We start from the raw sequence: 15,207 nt of genomic DNA, 5'->3' as shown, positions 1-15,207 counted from the left end.
TATATTTTGAAAATCGCCGATAAAATCTGAGTTAAGATCGATATACTAAAAAACTGCCACGATTAATTTTTTACAGGCTGATTTTTAATGAAGAAGTCCATAACATAAAACACTTCGTCATCAGGTATTTGTATTTCAAATGTATTTTCAATTGGCTGCAATGCTTTTTTTACTTTCATATACATCCAGTATTCATCTTGTCTTCGTTTCTCTTTATCTGGATGAGGGAGAAGGCTTTCTCCCTTTTGAAGACGGTCAACCATACAGCTCATATGCAGAATAACACCCATTAAACTGTCAGGAGTTAGCTGTAAGGAAATTAATTCTTGAATTGTATTTAATGCGTAACGAATTGTTTTGATAAGTAATGCTCCGTCGTTACGCTGCATTTGTTGTTCCAGGATATCAGCCATTTTTGCATATGTTTCTTCATACGTAATTAATTCTTGAATTGGCTGAATCGCTGTGTAGTTTACAATGTCTTGGAAATGATACGTTAAGCATGGCACTTGTACATCAAAATTCGTAACAATACAAATGATATTCCGCTCTTTTTTTATGTTCTCAATCATTTTCGTTAAATCTTTTTCATGGACGATACTAATCGGAATGATTTCAATTAAGTCTTTGTCAAATCGCAAATAGTTCTCCAACATTTTTTGAATAGCTAAAGCACTGCCTTCCCCAGTTAAACAAGCTGTCAAAATAACAGATTTCATTGGTGATAGTGGTTTTTTCTTTTCTTCTTGTACGTTTAAGTAAAACGGTGTTAAGTTCTTCACCGTTTCATATAATGCATCTAACGAGTAGCCAAGCTGAGCTTTTCGAGCCGCTTCTAGTGCATGTGGAGTGCTTGTCATGGAAAGAACACGCACTGGAATTTTGAACTCAGTTTCTAATATATCACCAATATAAGCGAGAGATCCCATATCAACGAGTAAGAGAAGCCCGTTTACATTTTGGAGTGTTTTCATATACACTTTCACACGCTCTAAGAAATCTTTCGGCGATTCATGTAACGGCATATCGATACCGGTTACTTCGTCAATGCCGAGCAGTTCATTTGCGACGTTTGCCATTTCTGTTGCTATGCCGTTGCCGTGCGCTAATATTAATACTTTTACTTCTGTTTGTGAGGCAGGAATTGGATCAACAACGAAGAACATTGTTAAAAAGCCTGCTTCATCGATAGGCATTGTTATTTGTAATTCGTCTTCCAGTAGTTGAATGCATTGCATAGCTACGGAAAAAGCTTCTTTATATTTCGTACGAATTTGATTTAATTGCGGGTGATGAATTTGTTTTCCGGCCTGTAAACGTTGTAGAGTTGTCTGTACATGTAAACTTAAAGCGAGAAATACTTTTTCATCGAACGTTTTGGATAAATGTTTTTCAGCAAGTTCAGCAATTTTTTCACAAACGGAAACGATATTACGATCTACAATTTTAAAAACATTTTCATGACTTGTCTTTTTTGACATTTGGTTAAAATATTGTACGAAAAAGCTTTGAATATCATTTTCTATTAGTAATTCTAATTCTTCCTCTTCAATACCACGAGCTTGAAGTTCTTCATATTTATAGTCAATATAATCGTAAATAGAAGACTGTTTTTCATTTTCTATTTTATGATTACTCCAACCTTCATCACCTGTAAATATAAATGTTTCATTCGGTATTTGGTATAGATGACGGCTCTTTCTTTCAATGAATAGTCCTTCTTTCATATACCAAGGTAAGTCTGTGCTTGAAACATAGACAGAATCACGTTTCTTTGTCACGAAGTCAGAATAGGCTTTCGCACAGGCAATTTGTACATCCGTTTTTAATTGGCCGATGTTATTGGGACAATTGTAAAAGACGAAAGCACGCATTGCATTTGGGCTAACGTGAATTTCTTTTCGCAAGCGAATTGCTTCATTTGTGAAAAATAGTTGCAGTAAAGCAAAACGTTCTTTATGTGTACGCTCACGAAGTGGTGGCAGCGTGACAGTCATTGGTATACGTCTTGTAAATGTTTTTAATAAAAATGAATTTGGTTCTTCTGTTGTTGCAGTAATGATCAATACTTGTGCTTTACGTTCGTTTTCTGTTTCTCCAAGGCGGCGATATACTCCGCGGTCAATAAAGGTGAAAAGCATTTCTTGTCCCTCTGGAGGAAGGCGATGTACCTCATCTAAGAAAAGGATCCCTTCATGTGCTTTTTCAATTAACCCTTTTTGATCACTTGCCCCTGTATACGCTCCTTTTTTAATCCCAAATAATTGCCCGAGTAGTAGCTGTGGGTTATTTGCATAATCAGCACAGTTAAAGACGATAAATGGTGCATTTTTAGGAAGCTGTTCAACTTCAATTGCATATTCGTGCATTAAAGAAGCAAACATGGATTTTCCGACGCCTGTTTCTCCGAGCAGTAAAGTATGCATACCGTTTGGAGGATAGAGAATAGAAGCTTTCGCTTTTTCGATTGCGATTTTAAGGCTCGTATTTTCAACTGCAAATGTATCTAATGAAGTTGCTTCTTTTGAATGCGTTTCCAACGAAGTGTTCGTTTCTATATAAAAACGAACAGGACGCGTATTTGTTTTTAATAAACGTTTATCTTTTACGAGTTTGTTTAAGTCGCTACTTACATTGGCTCGATCTAGCTGCAACAGGGTAGCGAGTTCTGATGCAGTTACACCTTCTGTATAATTGCTTTTTTGTATTGCGTTAAAAATGAGATCTATTCGTTTCATTTCTATTCACCTCGAAACTTCATCACTATTTAAAATTTTACACAAAAATGGGAAGGGTGGGAAGAGAAAAATAAAACAGCTTTAGCACATAGGCACTAAAGCTGTTACAATCTTGTGTCTTTCCAAAAGTTTACTTCGAGATGAGAAGATGGATTATAGGGAAGAAGCTTGTATCCTTGTGACTGTAAGTAATCAATTACTTGTGGCAGTATTTGTACGGTTACACTCGAATCATGCATTAAAATTACTTCGACTTGTTCATCGCTCTGATTACGTACCCTTTCTAGTATGGCAGAAGGGTTATCATAGCTTTTCCAGTCGTATGTATCGATTGTCCAATCCCACATTTTATACTGGGCTGATACAAGTGCATCACGGTAATTTTTTTTTAAATAAGGCATGCTACCATACGGGACACGAACGAGATGTGAATTTAATTTTGTAACTTGCTGAACGATGCTTTGTGTTTGTTCCATCTCTGTAATTAAAGCAGATGGATCACCGGTGTAAAGGCGTTTTACATCATGTGACATACTGTGAAGCCCGATATAATGTCCGTCTTTAATTAATCGTTGCATTGTCTTTTTATAATGTGGCACTTTTCCACCAATAACAAAGAAAGTTGCTTTTCCGTTCTTTTCTTTTAAGATGTTTAAAATTTGCGTAGTATATTTGTTTGGTCCGTCATCAAATGTTAAGTACGCGATTTTTTTGGTAGAAGAGGTAGTTTCGGTATTTGGATGATGTTCAGCAGGGGGAATGGTAGTCGCTCCTGCATGAGATGACGCGTACATAGTAATCGTTAAAAATAAAATAATGTATTGAAATACTCGCTTGATCATAACATTCACCCTCAGTTTGACAATCAAGATGTAAAAAAGAAAATATAATCCTTTTCTTATTATGTATATCTTTCTCCAATAGTGGAACTCTCAAACAAGCTATATTTTGGAAATGTAAAATAATGAATAAAAAATAGCATCCTCTTATAAGAAAGAGGATGCTATTTGAATATTTCATAATAGTAAAGGCTATACTACAATTAGTCTTCGCGTTTTTTCACTTTTTTATAAAAGGAAATAAGTGGTTTGTAACGTTCATGTACAAGTCCAATTACTTCAGCAATAATTTCTGTAAAGAAGATTAAAACGAAAAGAAGAATAATGGATAACCATAATGTTGCACTAGTAAAAATAATAGCATTTACGCTAAAGAAGATACCAAACGCGTATATAATTAGTACCGTTTTGCGATGTGAGAAGCCCATTGCAAGTAAACGGTGATGTAAATGCGATTTATCTGGTGCTGAAATAGGTTTTTTATTTACGATACGACGGATAATTGCAAATGCCGTATCAAATACAGGTACGCCTAAAATGATAACTGGAACGATAAAGCTGAATAACGTTACACTTTTGTATAATCCAAGTAACGATATAACAGAAATACAGTATCCTAAAAATAGTGCTCCTGTATCTCCCATGAAAATTTTTGCTGGATGGAAGTTGTAGAATAAAAATCCAATTGTACTTGCAAGTGCAATTAGTGCTAGCGGTAAAATGATAGCCGTTCCAGTACCCCATGGGCTAGTGAAGGCCATGTATGCTAGCGTTGCCAGTACGATAGATGAAATACCAGCGGATAATCCATCTAAGCCGTCAATTAAGTTGATTGCATTTGTAATACCTACAATCCAAAATACTGTAATTGGGTAAGCAAGCCATCCAAGTTCAGTATCCCCGAGGATTGGAATATATAATACTTGCACTAATAATCCACTTTTTACAATCATAATGGCAACTAATAGTTGTCCACCGAATTTTACCTTCGCAGATAACTCGTACATATCATCTAAAATACCGATGATTACAATGATAATCGCACCTAGCGTTATCGATAACATTCTTTGTTCATATAAGCCACCGACAACAAATCCAACAGCCACACCAATAAATATTGCTAACCCGCCAAGACGAGGCATAATCTTTTGGTGCACTTTACGCGCGTTTGGCTTATCTGTTGCTCCTATTTTAAAAGCTAACTTAATAACTAAAGGAGTAACGACGAGTACAGTGATGAAAGATGCCAAAATGGCATAAATCACTTGTGAGTCCATTAATACCCCACCCTTTTATAGTCTAACGTAATTTTTTTTAATATATTTATCTGAAAATTATGATGTTTATTTACAGGCTCATAACATATGGTATCACAAAAAGATTAGAATTCAATCTTTTTTTCGTTTTATGGTAAATGGAAGCAGATAGAATATATGACAATGGTATACAGAATGTTGAATCGTTTGAGAAGGTTAATCGTATTGGGCTTTGGAATATGACATTTTCTCTTTCTCTTTAATAGCGAATAATTTTATTTCAATATTATAAGTGTTACACGTAGAAATGAGTAAGTTCCGTGTTAAAATGTGGGAATTTTTCAAGCCTGAATGTGCAACTTTAATCTCGGTAAAATTTCTATTTGTTTTATGGACAATATTTAATTTTACAAAAACTTAAAAAAGAATGAAGAAAGCAATTCATATAATAAAGAAGTAAAAAAGTTTTCTCATTTTTAATGTGAGAGGGGGGAAGCACAGGGGAAATTCTATGTATTCGTATATTTTCTATTGTATATTCCTGTGCGAAAAGGAAATGAAAATTACGATAATAGGTACCGGATACGTTGGATTGATTACAGGAGTAGGATTGGCAGTATTGGGACATTCGGTTACATGTTTTGATATAAATGATGAGAAAATTGAACGGATAAAACAAGGGGATCTGCCTATTTATGAAGTTGGCTTATATGAATTAATACATGATGCGTGTGAGAATAATCGTTTAACTTTTACAACAAGTAAAGAAGAAGCATTTCATGATGCAGAATTTATATTTATTGCAGTTGGAACGCCATCGTTATTAGATGGGACAGCAGATTTAACATATATTCAAAATGCATGTTTTGATATTGGAACATATGCGACTAAAGACATTATTGTTGTTACAAAAAGTACTGTTCCTGTAGGGACGAATGGTGCTATGAGGGGATGGATTGAGGAGACATTACAAAATAGGCATGAATTACATATTGTATCGAATCCCGAATTTTTACGGGAGGGTTCAGGGATTTACGATTTTTTTCAGGGAGATCGTATTGTAATTGGAGCTGATAATGAGGAAGCGGCGCGAAAAGTTGAGAATTTATATAGTAAATTACATTTGCAAACGTATGTTACAGATATAAAAAGTGCAGAGATGATTAAATACGCATCGAATGCCTTTTTAGCGACAAAAATTAGTTTTATCAATGAAATTTCAAATATATGTGAGAAGGTAGGAGCTAATGTATTAGATGTTGCAAAAGGAATGGGAATGGATAAGAGAATTGGGTCGTCTTTTTTAAATGCGGGCATTGGTTACGGGGGATCGTGTTTTCCGAAAGATACGAAAGCGCTTGTGCAAATTGCAGGGAATGTGGCACATGATTTTCGTTTGTTAAAAGCCGTCATTGAAGTAAATAATAAACAACAGCTATTATTGATTGAGAAAGCGAAGAAAGTAATAAATATGAACAAGAAGCGAATTGCAGTGCTGGGAGCAGCATTTAAACCGAATACAGATGATATAAGAGACGCACCGTCCCTTATTATGATACAAGAATTAATGAATATAGGTGCAGACATAGTGCTATATGACCCGAAGGCGATTCAAAATATGAAAAATATCTTTGGAGAGGCTATACAATATAGCGAATGTATAGATGAATCGATTAGAGGAGCGAGTGCGGCTTTTATCGTGACAGAATGGGAGGCTATCCGAACGTATCCGTTAGGAAAGTACGTACAACTTATGAGAGAACCTATTTTATTTGATGGAAGAAATTGTTATACTAATGAGGATGTTAAGAAACAAGGAATAGATTATTATTCTGTTGGAAGAGAAAGTATTCATAAGAGGGATTTTTCCGTTATTCGTTAAAAAGGTATGTATTCATGTATATTCTTATATGTCATAATAGGATTTGTAACTAGTGAAAGAAAAGAGGCAATGAAATGACTGAACGTTTAAAAGTAATGACAATTTTCGGGACACGTCCAGAAGCAATTAAAATGGCACCTCTTGTATTAGAGTTGCAAAAGCATCCAGAGAAAATTGAATCGATTGTGACTGTAACAGCACAACATCGTCAAATGTTAGACCAAGTATTAAGTATCTTTGGAATTACACCAGATTTCGATTTGAATATTATGAAGGATCGCCAAACTTTAATCGATATTACAACGCGTGGTTTAGAAGGTTTGGATAAAGTAATGAAAGAAGCAAAGCCGGATATCGTACTTGTACATGGTGATACGACGACAACGTTTATCGCAAGCTTAGCTGCTTTCTATAATCAAATTCCAGTAGGTCATGTCGAGGCAGGACTTCGTACATGGGATAAATATTCTCCATACCCAGAAGAGATGAATCGTCAATTAACAGGTGTAATGGCAGATCTTCATTTCTCACCTACAGCAAAATCAGCAACGAACTTACAGAAAGAAAATAAAGATGAATCACGTATTTTCATAACAGGAAATACAGCGATTGACGCACTAAAAACGACTGTAAAAGAAACATATAGTCATCCTGTACTAGAGAAACTTGGAAGTGATCGTCTTGTACTTATGACAGCTCACCGTCGTGAAAACCTAGGAGAGCCAATGCGTAATATGTTTCGTGCAATTAAGCGTCTTGTTGATAAGCATGAAGACGTACAAGTTGTGTATCCGGTTCATATGAACCCTGTTGTTCGTGAAACTGCAAATGATATTTTAGGCGATCATGGCCGCATTCATTTAATTGAGCCGCTAGATGTAATTGATTTCCACAATGTTGCAGCTCGTTCATACTTAATGCTAACTGATTCTGGTGGTGTACAAGAGGAAGCTCCGTCATTAGGTGTACCGGTTCTTGTTCTTCGTGATACAACAGAGCGTCCAGAAGGTATTGAAGCAGGTACGTTGAAATTAGCGGGAACAGACGAAGAGACAATCTTTAGTCTTGCTGATGAGTTGTTATCAGACAAAGAAGCTCATGATAAGATGTCAAAAGCATCTAATCCGTACGGTGATGGCCGCGCATCAGAGCGTATTGTAGAAGCAATCTTAAAACATTTTAATAAATAAAAAAACAGCCAAATCGCATGCGATTTGGCTGTTTTATTGCTGATTTCTCATAATCCACTCTGCATGAGCATTCGTAGAAGGAGGGGGATCAGTTGGTGTTTTGTTCTGATTATGATTCGTTTCTTTCTTCGCTTTCTCGTTAGAGTTCGAATTTGAAGAAGAAGTGGATTCCGTTTTTGTTGTTGAATTTTCTTGCGTGTTTACCTTTTCACCTAATTCTTTTTTAATTTCGTTACGTACCGCCTCAACGCCGTTTGGATCCGGAAGGAAGTAATAAATACCACCTATTTTTTTGTCTTCTCCTTCAAGTTTGAACGTTTGCATTGTAGAAGGATCAAACCCAGAAAGTTTCTTGTAAAGAGCAAGGCCATCAGAAATAGGAATGTCAGTTTTTATATATTTTCCAACGACTGCTGTCAAATCTTTAATTTTAAATACGGTAGAGGTGGAATTTAGTTTTTGAGCAACAGCAGCTAGTAATTGTCTTTGTCTAGCAGCCCGGCCATAGTCGCCATTTGGATCTTGCTTTCGCATACGAACGTAAGCGAGTGCTTCTTCACCATTTAATTCTTGTTGTCCTTGCTTAAATTCGATTTTTTTGTAGTAATCCACGTCTGAACGCTCCCAAAAATCGAAGGGGACATCAACAGTAACACCGCCAACAGCATCAACAATACCTTTAAAGCCTTGGAAATCAATTTTAAGATAATGGTCGACAGGCACTTTTAGAAAACCTTCGACAGTTTTGATTGCCATTTCTTCTCCGCCGTAAGCATGCGCAGCGTTAATTTTGTCCTCTTTATTCTTTCCGACAATTGGAACGCGACTATCCCGAGGAATACTCATAAGCGAAATCTTTTGCGTTTTCGGATTGACTGTCGCAAACATTAATGAATCTGTACGACCGTTTTGGCCGTCTGTTGCATAATCTTCTATACCCATAATAAGGAGTGTAAAAGGCTCCTTTGTAATTTCTACATCTTCGGTTCTCAAATCCGATTTTTCACGAGTAAAACCACTATACATCCCCATGAGAGAAGAGTAGGAATTTAATATATAAAGTCCTACACTACCAAATAAAAATAAGAAAATAAGGAAGTAGAAAAACTTTCTTCTTCGTTTCTTTTTTATTCTGCTATTTTGGAGATGATAATAACGTTCTTCCATATATAATCTCCTTAGTTCATTTGTAGGAAAGTAATTCACTACATTAATCTTTAAAGGCGATACAGTATTTATTCTTAGATAACATCTTGTTCTAAGTACAACATATCTCCTTCTGTAATTGTACATTTCCCATTTGTTAATTCAATCATCCAATCCGTGAATGGTTGTTTTCCATCTTCTTCTACATACGTATCAAATGTGACATTTTCGAGGTAATGTATATCTTTAATGGCATATTTTGAATTGCGTAATTCATTTTCAATTTTACCAAGTAATGTGTAATCAATTTCGGTCTGCATAACACGCATTAAATTTCGCTCGACAACACCGACATGATTAATGCCTTCGCTTGTACATTTTCCATATGCGCGAATTAATCCACCAGCGCCCAGTTTGATGCCACCAAAATAGCGGGTAACGACAACGACGGTATCTTTTAAACCGCGTTTTTTTAGTACCTCTAACATAGGTACGCCAGCTGTACCGCTAGGTTCACCATCATCATTTGCTTTTTGAATTTGATCTTGTTCGCCAATTAAATAAGCAGAACAATTATGTGTTGCATTCCAGTTTTGTTTTTTGATTTTTTGTATGAATTCTTGAGCCTCTTCTTCGGTTGTAGCACGACTAACATAACAGATGAATCTTGATTTTTGAATAACAATTTCGTGTTCACCGTAGCCTTTTATTGTTAAATATTGTAATAACACTTGTATACGCTCCTATCCATCAAAATGACTAGTACTTTACATTTTAAAAGCGGGCGTTTTTATATTCAAACATTTTTTATAAATAAGCTGAAATTTTTGGTGAGTGTTTTACCTTTTTGTTGTAATTTGTCGAGATGATGAGTATAATTTCAAACCCGCATTTTCATGTATGGATGCACCATTTTTAGTTTTCGTGTAAAATTAGGAAATAAAAACTTTTTTATAAGGCAGGTACGAAAATGAAAACAGCTATTGTTACTGATAGTACAGCATATATACCGAAGCATATTCGTGATGAACTCAATATATATATGATTCCATTAAACGTTGTGTTTGGAACGGAATCTTATCAAGAAGAAGCTGAAATTTCAGCAGATGATTTTTATGTAAAAGTACGTGAGCAAGAAGAACTTCCAAAAACTTCTCAACCAGCAATCGGAAAGTTTGTTGAGCTATATGAAGAATTATCTAAGGATTATGATGCAGTTATTAGCATTCATCTTTCAAGTGGGATTAGTGGTACATATCAAACTTCAACGACAGCTGGTCAAATGGTAGAGGGTATTGATGTATATACGTACGACTCTGAAATTAGTTGTGAAGTACAAGGATTCTACGTGCGTGAAGGTGCAAAGCTAGCAAGCGAAGGGAAGGATCCAAAAGAGATTATCGCCCGTTTTGATGAAATGAAGAAAACGATGGACGCTTATTTTGTAGTAGATGATTTACACCATTTACAACGTGGAGGCCGATTAAATAGTGCGCAAGCTTTCATCGGTAGTCTGTTACAAGTAAAGCCGGTTTTATATTTTAGAGACAAAATCATTATCCCGTTTGAAAAGATTCGTACGCGTAAAAAAGCGTTAAAACGTATCATTGAAATTTTTGATGAGCAAGCAAGTAAAGGTGTACCTATGGAAGCAGTTATCATTCATGCACAACGTGAAGAGGAAGCGAATGAATGGAAGGCAGAATTAGAAGCAAAATATCCTCATGTTACAATCCGTACAGGTTATTTCGGTGCTGTAATTGGAACGCATTTAGGTGAAGGTGCACTAGGTCTTGGATGGTATACGAAGTAATAAAGATATAAAAAGCTCTCTTTCGGAAGAGGGTTTTTTTACGGATATTTTACGTGAAGTTGACAAGTTAATATTTGGAAATGGTAAAATGTACGTAAAATAAAATAATGAGGAAAGTTTTATAACTTACTTTTTACAAGAAACTATATTATAATAGAAGAGAGGTGAAACATATGGAGCATAATTCTTGTTTATGTCCAAAGTTTGAGTCAGCTTTTACTTTGCTTAGTAAGAAATGGACTGGCTTAATTATTAAATCTTTGCTGGAAGAGTCAAAACGTTTTAGAGAAATCGCAGATATTATACCGAATATGAGCGATCGTATGTTATCAGAGCGTTTAAAGGAATTGGAAAGCGAAGGCATTGTAGTTCGTAATGTTTATCCAGAAGTACCAGTTCGAATCGAGTACGGCTTAACGGACAAGGGAAAAGCGTTAGAAAGTGTTATGGATGAAGTCCAAAATTGGGCTGAGAAATGGATGAAATAACGTTTTGATTTCATCCGTATTAGTATATTTAATAAAACGTAAGGGAAACCTTGCGTTTTTTTCTTTGCTTATAAAAACCTTTTAAAACTCTACACATATATACAAAAATATGCATATTTTGCGATGGTGTTACATATAATATTACATTTGTTTTACAAAAGCGTAACATTAGCAAAAAAAATCCCGAATTATGGTATAAATTTTATAGGTTATATACGGAAAAAGAAAAAAGAAAGCGGTGTAAAAAATAAAATGAAAAAGCTAAAAATGGCATCTTGCGCATTAGTGGCAGGGTTAATGTTTTCAGGACTAACACCAAATGTATTTGCTGAAGATAAAATTTCTGACGTGAAATCACAAATTAATACACAAAATGACACTTTACATAAACAACAACAAGAACGTGATGAATTACAAAAACAAATGAATGACTTAAACAAAACAATTCAAGGTTTAGATAAGTCTGTTCAAGAGAATGCTGCAAAGCTTGATGAAACAACGAAAAAAGTTGCGGACACTGAGCAATTAATCGAAAAGAAAAATAAAGATATTGCAGAATTACAAACGAAAATTGCAAAACGTGAGGAGTTATTAAGAAAACGTTTAGTTGCACTTCAAGAGCAACCAAACACAAACGTTGTAACAGAAGTTCTTGTAAACTCTAAAAATCTTGCAGATTTAGTTGATCGTTTAAATTCAGTTTCTAAAATTCTTGAGTCTGACGAAGACATCATGAAAACACAACAAGAAGATCAAGCGAACGTGAAAAAAGATGTTGAAACGGTAAAAACAAAGCAAAAAGAATTAAAAGAAGCACAAGCTCAAATTGAAACTGCTAAAAAAGAACTTGATGTTGAAAAAGCGAAAAAAGCAGCGGCAGTAAACGATTTAAGCGGTAAAATGGATACAGTTGTAACTTCAATGACAAGTACGGAAGAACAATTGAAGGAGCTTGAACAACAGGCATTAAAATTACAGCAAATTGCTGAAAAAGAAGCACAAGAAAAAGCAGCACAAGAAGTTGCTGCTCAAAAACAAGCAGAACAAGCTGCACAACAAGCACAAGCACAAGCGCAAGCTCCAGCACAACCGTCACAGGCTCCAGCTCAGCCAGCACAAACACAAGCAGAGCCAGCAGCTCCAGCAAACAATGACGGACAAGATAAAAAAGAAGAGCCTAAGAAAAAAGAAGAGAAAAAAGCAACACCAGCCCCAGTAGTACCAGCTGACAATGGTGGCGGAAGACAAGATGTTGTTGAAAAAGCTAAAGGCTTAGTAGGTCTAAAATACGTATGGGGTAGTGCGTCAATTTCAAATGGTGGATTTGACTGCAGTGGTTTAATCTCTTATGTTTACGGTTTAGGTCGTCAAGATACTAGAGGTTTATGGAACTCTGTACAAAAGATTAGCGCATCTGAAGCAAAACCAGGAGATCTTATCTTCTTACAAGGTACTTACAGAACAGGCGTATCTCACGTTGGTATTTATATTGGTGGCGGTCAAATGATTCATGCTGCTGATGAATCAACAGGTGTTACTTACGGTAGCGTAAATAGCTCTTACAACCAAAAACATTTCTTAGGTTACGGTAGATTATAGGATTATAATTGAATAAAAAACGTGTATAAAGTCGATAGCTTACTATTTTATAAGTAGGTTATCGGCTTTTTTGCGTTTTTACGAGATTATAAGAAAGGCTTATAGTAGTGCTGGAGGTGATTGCTAATGCTTGCTGGAAAACAGTTGCTATTAGAAGAACTCTCTTCAGATTTACGGAGAGAATTAAGTGATTTGAAAAAGAAGGGAGAGGTTGTATGTGTACAAGGTATAACAAAGAATACTTCTAAATATATATGTCAGCGCTGCGGAAATATAGAGCAGCGGCTATTTGCATCATTTTTATGTAAAAGGTGCGGTAAAGCATGTGCGTATTGCCGGAAGTGTATCACGATGGGGAGAGTTAGCGAATGTACTGTACTTGTTCGCGGGATTCATGAAAGAAACGGAGACAGGGAGCTAAATCCATTACAGTGGAATGGGGCTTTATCGATTGGTCAGGAGTTGGCGGCGCAAGGAGTTATAGAAGCGATTAAGCAGAAAGAATCTTTTTTTATTTGGGCTGTGTGCGGGGCTGGAAAAACAGAAATGTTATTTTACGGTATAGAAGAGGCGCTCCAAAAAGGAGAAAGAGTTTGTATCGCAACGCCAAGGACTGACGTTGTACTGGAATTAGCGCCGAGATTACAAGAAGTGTTTCCAAGTATAACTGTAGCTGCTTTATACGGAGGGAGTGTAGATCATAAAAAAGATGCAGCGTTAGTCGTTGCAACGACTCACCAACTGTTACGTTACTATAGAGCGTTTCATGTGATGATTGTAGATGAGATTGATGCCTTCCCGTATCATGCAGATCAAATGTTACAGTATGCAGTTAGGCAAGCAATGAAAGAGAAAGCAGCGCGTATTTATTTAACTGCAACCCCTGATGAAAAGTGGAAGCGTAATTTCAGAAGAGGGAAACAAAAAGGTATCATTGTTTCAGGAAGATACCATCGTCACCCGTTACCAGTTCCTCTATTTAGTTGGTGCGGAAATTGGAAGAAAAGCCTCCATCATAAAAAAATTCCTCGCGTGTTACTACAATGGTTAAAAATGAACTTAAACAAAAAGTATCCTATTTTTTTATTTGTTCCTCATGTGCGATATATAGAAGAAATAAGTCAGTTGTTGAAAGGGTTGGATAATAGAATCGATGGCGTGCATGCAGAAGATTCGATGAGAAAAGAAAAAGTAGCATCTTTCAGAAAGGGAGACATTCCGTTATTAGTTACAACGACAATTTTAGAAAGAGGAGTAACTGTGAAGAACTTACAAGTGGCTGTGTTAGGAGCTGAAGAAGAAATTTTTTCAGAGAGTGCGCTCGTACAAATTGCAGGCCGAGCGGGGCGTAGTTTTGAAGAGCCATATGGTGAGGTTATGTATTTTCATTACGGTAAGACAGAGGCAATGGTACGCGCGAAAAAACATATTCAAAGTATGAATAAAAATGCGAAAGAACAAGGATTGATCGATTAATGCATTGTTTACTTTGTGATGAGTATATGGTGGAAACAGTTAGTTGGTACACCTTTTTTGTAAAGTCCCCAAAAAAATATGTATGTGATAGATGTGAGCAAAAACTTTCCTATATTATAGGAGGAATTTGCATGGATTGTGGTCGTCCTTTAGATGACTTACCTACTCGATATAAAGAAAATGACATTTGCATGGACTGTGTAAGATGGAGGAATGAGGAAGGATATCGTCCTTTTAAAAATCGTTCGTTGTACGTGTACAATGATGATATGAAAGGTATACTAGCGCAATTTAAGTTTCGAGGTGATGCGGAGTTAGTTCGTATTTTTTATCAATCTTTTCGGGTGTTATTTCAAAAGTATTTTACGGACGTTTCAACCGTTATTGCTGTTCCGCTTAGTAGGGAACGGGAATATGAACGAGGTTTTAATCAAGCAGAGTTATTAGCAGCTTGTTTGCCTGTCAAAAATTTTTATTCATCATTAAGAAGGAAGGAAACAGAAAAGCAAAGTAAGAAGTCGCGTAAAGAAAGGCTTTCGGGAAGTAATCCTTTTTATTTTCAGAGAGAAGAGATGTTTCATGGTCAACATATTTTACTTGTTGATGATGTATATACGACAGGAATTACAGTGAGACAAATTGGAAGTCTTTTCTATGATAAAGGAGCAAGCGAAGTTTCTAGTTTGACGCTCTGTAGAAGTTGATCTGTAACTGTCGAAAGAGATAATAAAAAGACGATAAGTCTTCTTTGACTTCGTAAGTTGTCATTCGTTATAGTGA

At 35.9% G+C, this 15,207-nt stretch carries 12 protein-coding genes; 7 read left to right on the top strand and 5 right to left on the bottom strand.

Features of this window, described 5'->3' with window-relative positions; all coding sequences use genetic code 11:
* Positions 1-62: 62 nt before the first annotated feature.
* The 3 genes from PSR14_RS27955 to PSR14_RS27945 form a co-directional block, all read right to left on the bottom strand.
* Complete coding sequence (locus tag PSR14_RS27955; RefSeq protein ID WP_000820982.1) at positions 63-2,738, bottom strand: PRD domain-containing protein; 2,676 nt, start codon at positions 2,736-2,738, stop codon at positions 63-65.
* A 104-nt stretch (positions 2,739-2,842) separates the two neighbouring features.
* Positions 2,843-3,580 (bottom strand): polysaccharide deacetylase family protein, encoded by a 738-nt coding sequence (locus tag PSR14_RS27950; RefSeq protein ID WP_000597163.1) that lies wholly within the window; start codon positions 3,578-3,580, stop codon positions 2,843-2,845.
* 200 nt (positions 3,581-3,780) lie between these two features.
* Positions 3,781-4,854 carry a glycosyltransferase family 4 protein gene (locus PSR14_RS27945; protein ID WP_000378309.1) on the bottom strand — a complete coding sequence of 358 codons (1,074 nt, stop codon included), beginning with the start codon at positions 4,852-4,854 and terminating at the stop codon, positions 3,781-3,783.
* 490 nt (positions 4,855-5,344) lie between these two features.
* On the opposite strand from PSR14_RS27945, the gene PSR14_RS27940 reads away from it, so the two are divergent.
* Both PSR14_RS27940 and wecB read left to right on the top strand, forming a co-directional pair.
* Positions 5,345-6,715: a UDP-glucose/GDP-mannose dehydrogenase family protein gene (locus tag PSR14_RS27940; RefSeq protein ID WP_000287649.1), complete on the top strand. Its 1,371-nt coding sequence runs from the start codon at positions 5,345-5,347 to the stop codon at positions 6,713-6,715.
* Positions 6,716-6,789: 74 nt separating this feature from the next.
* Positions 6,790-7,905: a non-hydrolyzing UDP-N-acetylglucosamine 2-epimerase gene (wecB, locus tag PSR14_RS27935; protein WP_000140134.1), complete on the top strand. Its 1,116-nt coding sequence runs from the start codon at positions 6,790-6,792 to the stop codon at positions 7,903-7,905.
* A 33-nt stretch (positions 7,906-7,938) separates the two neighbouring features.
* On the opposite strand, the gene PSR14_RS27930 is transcribed toward wecB, so the two are convergent.
* Both PSR14_RS27930 and PSR14_RS27925 read right to left on the bottom strand, forming a co-directional pair.
* Positions 7,939-9,072 (bottom strand): LCP family protein, encoded by a 1,134-nt coding sequence (locus PSR14_RS27930; RefSeq protein WP_098487177.1) that lies wholly within the window; start codon positions 9,070-9,072, stop codon positions 7,939-7,941.
* Positions 9,073-9,146: 74 nt separating this feature from the next.
* The gene (locus PSR14_RS27925; protein ID WP_098487178.1) at positions 9,147-9,782 is read right to left on the bottom strand and encodes a YigZ family protein; all 636 of its coding nucleotides are present in this window, start codon (positions 9,780-9,782) and stop codon (positions 9,147-9,149) included.
* Between the two features lie 239 nt (positions 9,783-10,021).
* Between PSR14_RS27925 and PSR14_RS27920 the strand changes: the two genes are divergently transcribed.
* From PSR14_RS27920 to PSR14_RS27900, 5 genes are all read left to right on the top strand, one after another.
* Positions 10,022-10,864 carry a DegV family protein gene (locus tag PSR14_RS27920; RefSeq protein WP_000844764.1) on the top strand — a complete coding sequence of 281 codons (843 nt, stop codon included), beginning with the start codon at positions 10,022-10,024 and terminating at the stop codon, positions 10,862-10,864.
* 173 nt (positions 10,865-11,037) lie between these two features.
* Positions 11,038-11,352: a helix-turn-helix domain-containing protein gene (locus tag PSR14_RS27915; protein WP_000400857.1), complete on the top strand. Its 315-nt coding sequence runs from the start codon at positions 11,038-11,040 to the stop codon at positions 11,350-11,352.
* 147 nt (positions 11,353-11,499) lie between these two features.
* A complete protein-coding gene (locus tag PSR14_RS27910; RefSeq protein WP_113732579.1) occupies positions 11,500-12,951 on the top strand; it encodes an NlpC/P60 family protein in 1,452 nt (483 codons plus the stop codon).
* A gap of 126 nt (positions 12,952-13,077) precedes the next feature.
* Positions 13,078-14,427 carry an ATP-dependent helicase ComFA gene (comFA, locus tag PSR14_RS27905; RefSeq protein WP_000879439.1) on the top strand — a complete coding sequence of 450 codons (1,350 nt, stop codon included), beginning with the start codon at positions 13,078-13,080 and terminating at the stop codon, positions 14,425-14,427.
* Complete coding sequence (locus PSR14_RS27900) at positions 14,427-15,131, top strand: ComF family protein (RefSeq protein WP_074541125.1); 705 nt, start codon at positions 14,427-14,429, stop codon at positions 15,129-15,131. Before comFA ends, PSR14_RS27900 begins: the two co-directional genes overlap by 1 nt.
* Positions 15,132-15,207 lie beyond the last annotated feature (76 nt).

It is taken from the genome of Bacillus sp. A01H, from assembly GCF_045277205.1.
GTDB lineage: Bacteria > Bacillota > Bacilli > Bacillales > Bacillaceae_G > Bacillus_A > Bacillus_A paranthracis.
Note: the sequence above shows the minus strand (reverse complement) of the source record. Positions and strands in the feature narration are given on the sequence as shown.

Excerpts from the sequence above, each read along its gene's own strand:
- PSR14_RS27955 (WP_000820982.1), bottom strand. The coding sequence starts at position 2,738 with ATGAAACGAATAGATCTCATTTTTAACGCAATACAAAAAAGCAATTAT.
- PSR14_RS27930 (WP_098487177.1), bottom strand. The coding sequence starts at position 9,072 with ATGGAAGAACGTTATTATCATCTCCAAAATAGCAGAATAAAAAAGAAA.
- PSR14_RS27920 (WP_000844764.1), top strand. The coding sequence starts at position 10,022 with ATGAAAACAGCTATTGTTACTGATAGTACAGCATATATACCGAAGCAT.
- PSR14_RS27915 (WP_000400857.1), top strand. The coding sequence starts at position 11,038 with ATGGAGCATAATTCTTGTTTATGTCCAAAGTTTGAGTCAGCTTTTACT.
- PSR14_RS27945 (WP_000378309.1), bottom strand. The coding sequence starts at position 4,854 with ATGGACTCACAAGTGATTTATGCCATTTTGGCATCTTTCATCACTGTA.
- wecB (WP_000140134.1), top strand. The coding sequence starts at position 6,790 with ATGACTGAACGTTTAAAAGTAATGACAATTTTCGGGACACGTCCAGAA.
- PSR14_RS27950 (WP_000597163.1), bottom strand. The coding sequence starts at position 3,580 with ATGATCAAGCGAGTATTTCAATACATTATTTTATTTTTAACGATTACT.
- PSR14_RS27940 (WP_000287649.1), top strand. The coding sequence starts at position 5,345 with ATGTATTCGTATATTTTCTATTGTATATTCCTGTGCGAAAAGGAAATG.
- comFA (WP_000879439.1), top strand. The coding sequence starts at position 13,078 with ATGCTTGCTGGAAAACAGTTGCTATTAGAAGAACTCTCTTCAGATTTA.
- PSR14_RS27900 (WP_074541125.1), top strand. The coding sequence starts at position 14,427 with ATGCATTGTTTACTTTGTGATGAGTATATGGTGGAAACAGTTAGTTGG.